A 1,522-nucleotide genomic window follows, 5' to 3' on the forward strand; every position below is an offset into this window, starting at 1 on the left:
GGAATCGCCCAGCAAAGACTGCTTGGTAATCGGCAACTCCTGCAATTCAGGCGAATCCACAGAAGTTGTATCAAGAAGGGAGCGTAGTCTACCGGAAAGCCCCTTTCAGCTCAAACCTTGATCTTCGCTTGGCAGCTGCCAATGCAAATTCCAATTTCCCAGCGCACCGCCATCGAGCCCCTGAAGGTTCGACACCGCCAGTAATTGCTCGCCTTTGAACAGCAGCGGCAATCTGCCGCGCACGAACTGCGGCACACCACGTTCGTTAAGCAATCGCTTCAGATCGCGATGACCACGGCTCGGCAAATCCATGACCTCACCTCCTTCACGATAGCGGATCTGCAAGGGGCCATCAGGGATTTGCCCGGTCAGCGTGAGCACTCCGTTGCCGGGTAAAGCCAGAGGCAAGGCAGGATCAGGCCAATCTCCCACGCCGGGTAATGGGCTCAACCAGCCAGCGGACAACCACCAGACTCGCCCTGCCGCTCGATGCAACTCGCCATCCGCCAGTCGCCACACCGGTCGGGCATCACCGGTGGCATCACGCAAATCGTCCCAACCCGACCAATGGTCGCTGTCCGGCAATCGCGTCAGCGGTTCAAGCCAGTGACTGAGCGCGTTGCGCTGCCGTGCTAACGAGAGCGCTTGCAGCGCCGCCAGCTCCAGCGACGGTAAGCCAAGCCAGTCAAAATCACCTGGCGTGCTGGCCTGGCTCAAATCGATTTTCGCAAGATCATCGAGCAGCACTTGCGCTTCGCCCAAGTGCGCGGCGCTGCGCGCCATGGTCGCCATCGCTTGAGGCCAACGCGCAGTCAATACCGGGAACACCTGATGACGCAGGTAGTTACGCGAAAATTGCCGATCCTGATTGGAGGGGTCCTCGATCCAGCTCAACTGATGCTCGGTGGCGTAGCCCTCCAGCTCGGCTCGGGTGACATCGAGTAATGGCCGCAATAGCTGGCCCCGACCCAACAAGCGTTGGCGCGGCATGCCGGACAACCCTCGCACTCCGGCGCCACGCAACAGGCGAAACAGCAAGGTTTCGGCCTGATCGTCGCGGTGCTGGGCGGTCAGCAGCAGCTCATTGGCCTCAATGGCTTCGATGAACGCGCCATACCGTGCATCGCGTGCCGCACGCTCAAGACTTGCACCGGGTTGCACTTGCACATGGACGACTTGAAGCGGCACTCCCAAAGACTCACAAATCAACTGACAATGTTCCGGCCACGCATCAGCCGCAGCCTGGAGGCCGTGATGTATGTGGATAGCGCTCAGCGCCGGCAGGGATTGTGTTTTTGCGAGGCTTGCGAGCAAGTGCAGCAAAACTGTGGAGTCGAGGCCGCCGGAAAAGGCTATGCGCCAGGTTTTGGCGTTGCGCCAAGGGGTGAGATTCAGCAGAAGCCGGGCAGCAAGATCAATCTTTGACTGGCTCATATCGATCCCTTTGCACAAATCAAATGTGGGAGCGGGCTTGCTCGCGAAGGCGGTGTGTCAGTCAACAATGATGTTGAATCTGATGCCC

1 protein-coding gene is annotated in these 1,522 nt (G+C 59.2%); it reads right to left on the bottom strand.

What is annotated here, in order from left to right:
* Positions 1 to 105 precede the first annotated feature (105 nt).
* Complete coding sequence (gene tilS / locus ACRESJ_RS30875; protein ID WP_431761288.1) at positions 106 to 1,434, bottom strand: tRNA lysidine(34) synthetase TilS; 1,329 nt, start codon at positions 1,432 to 1,434, stop codon at positions 106 to 108.
* Between the last annotated feature and the right edge of the window lie 88 nt (positions 1,435 to 1,522).

Origin of the sequence: Pseudomonas sp., from assembly GCF_050739655.1 — a bacterium.
Classification (GTDB): domain Bacteria; phylum Pseudomonadota; class Gammaproteobacteria; order Pseudomonadales; family Pseudomonadaceae; genus Aquipseudomonas.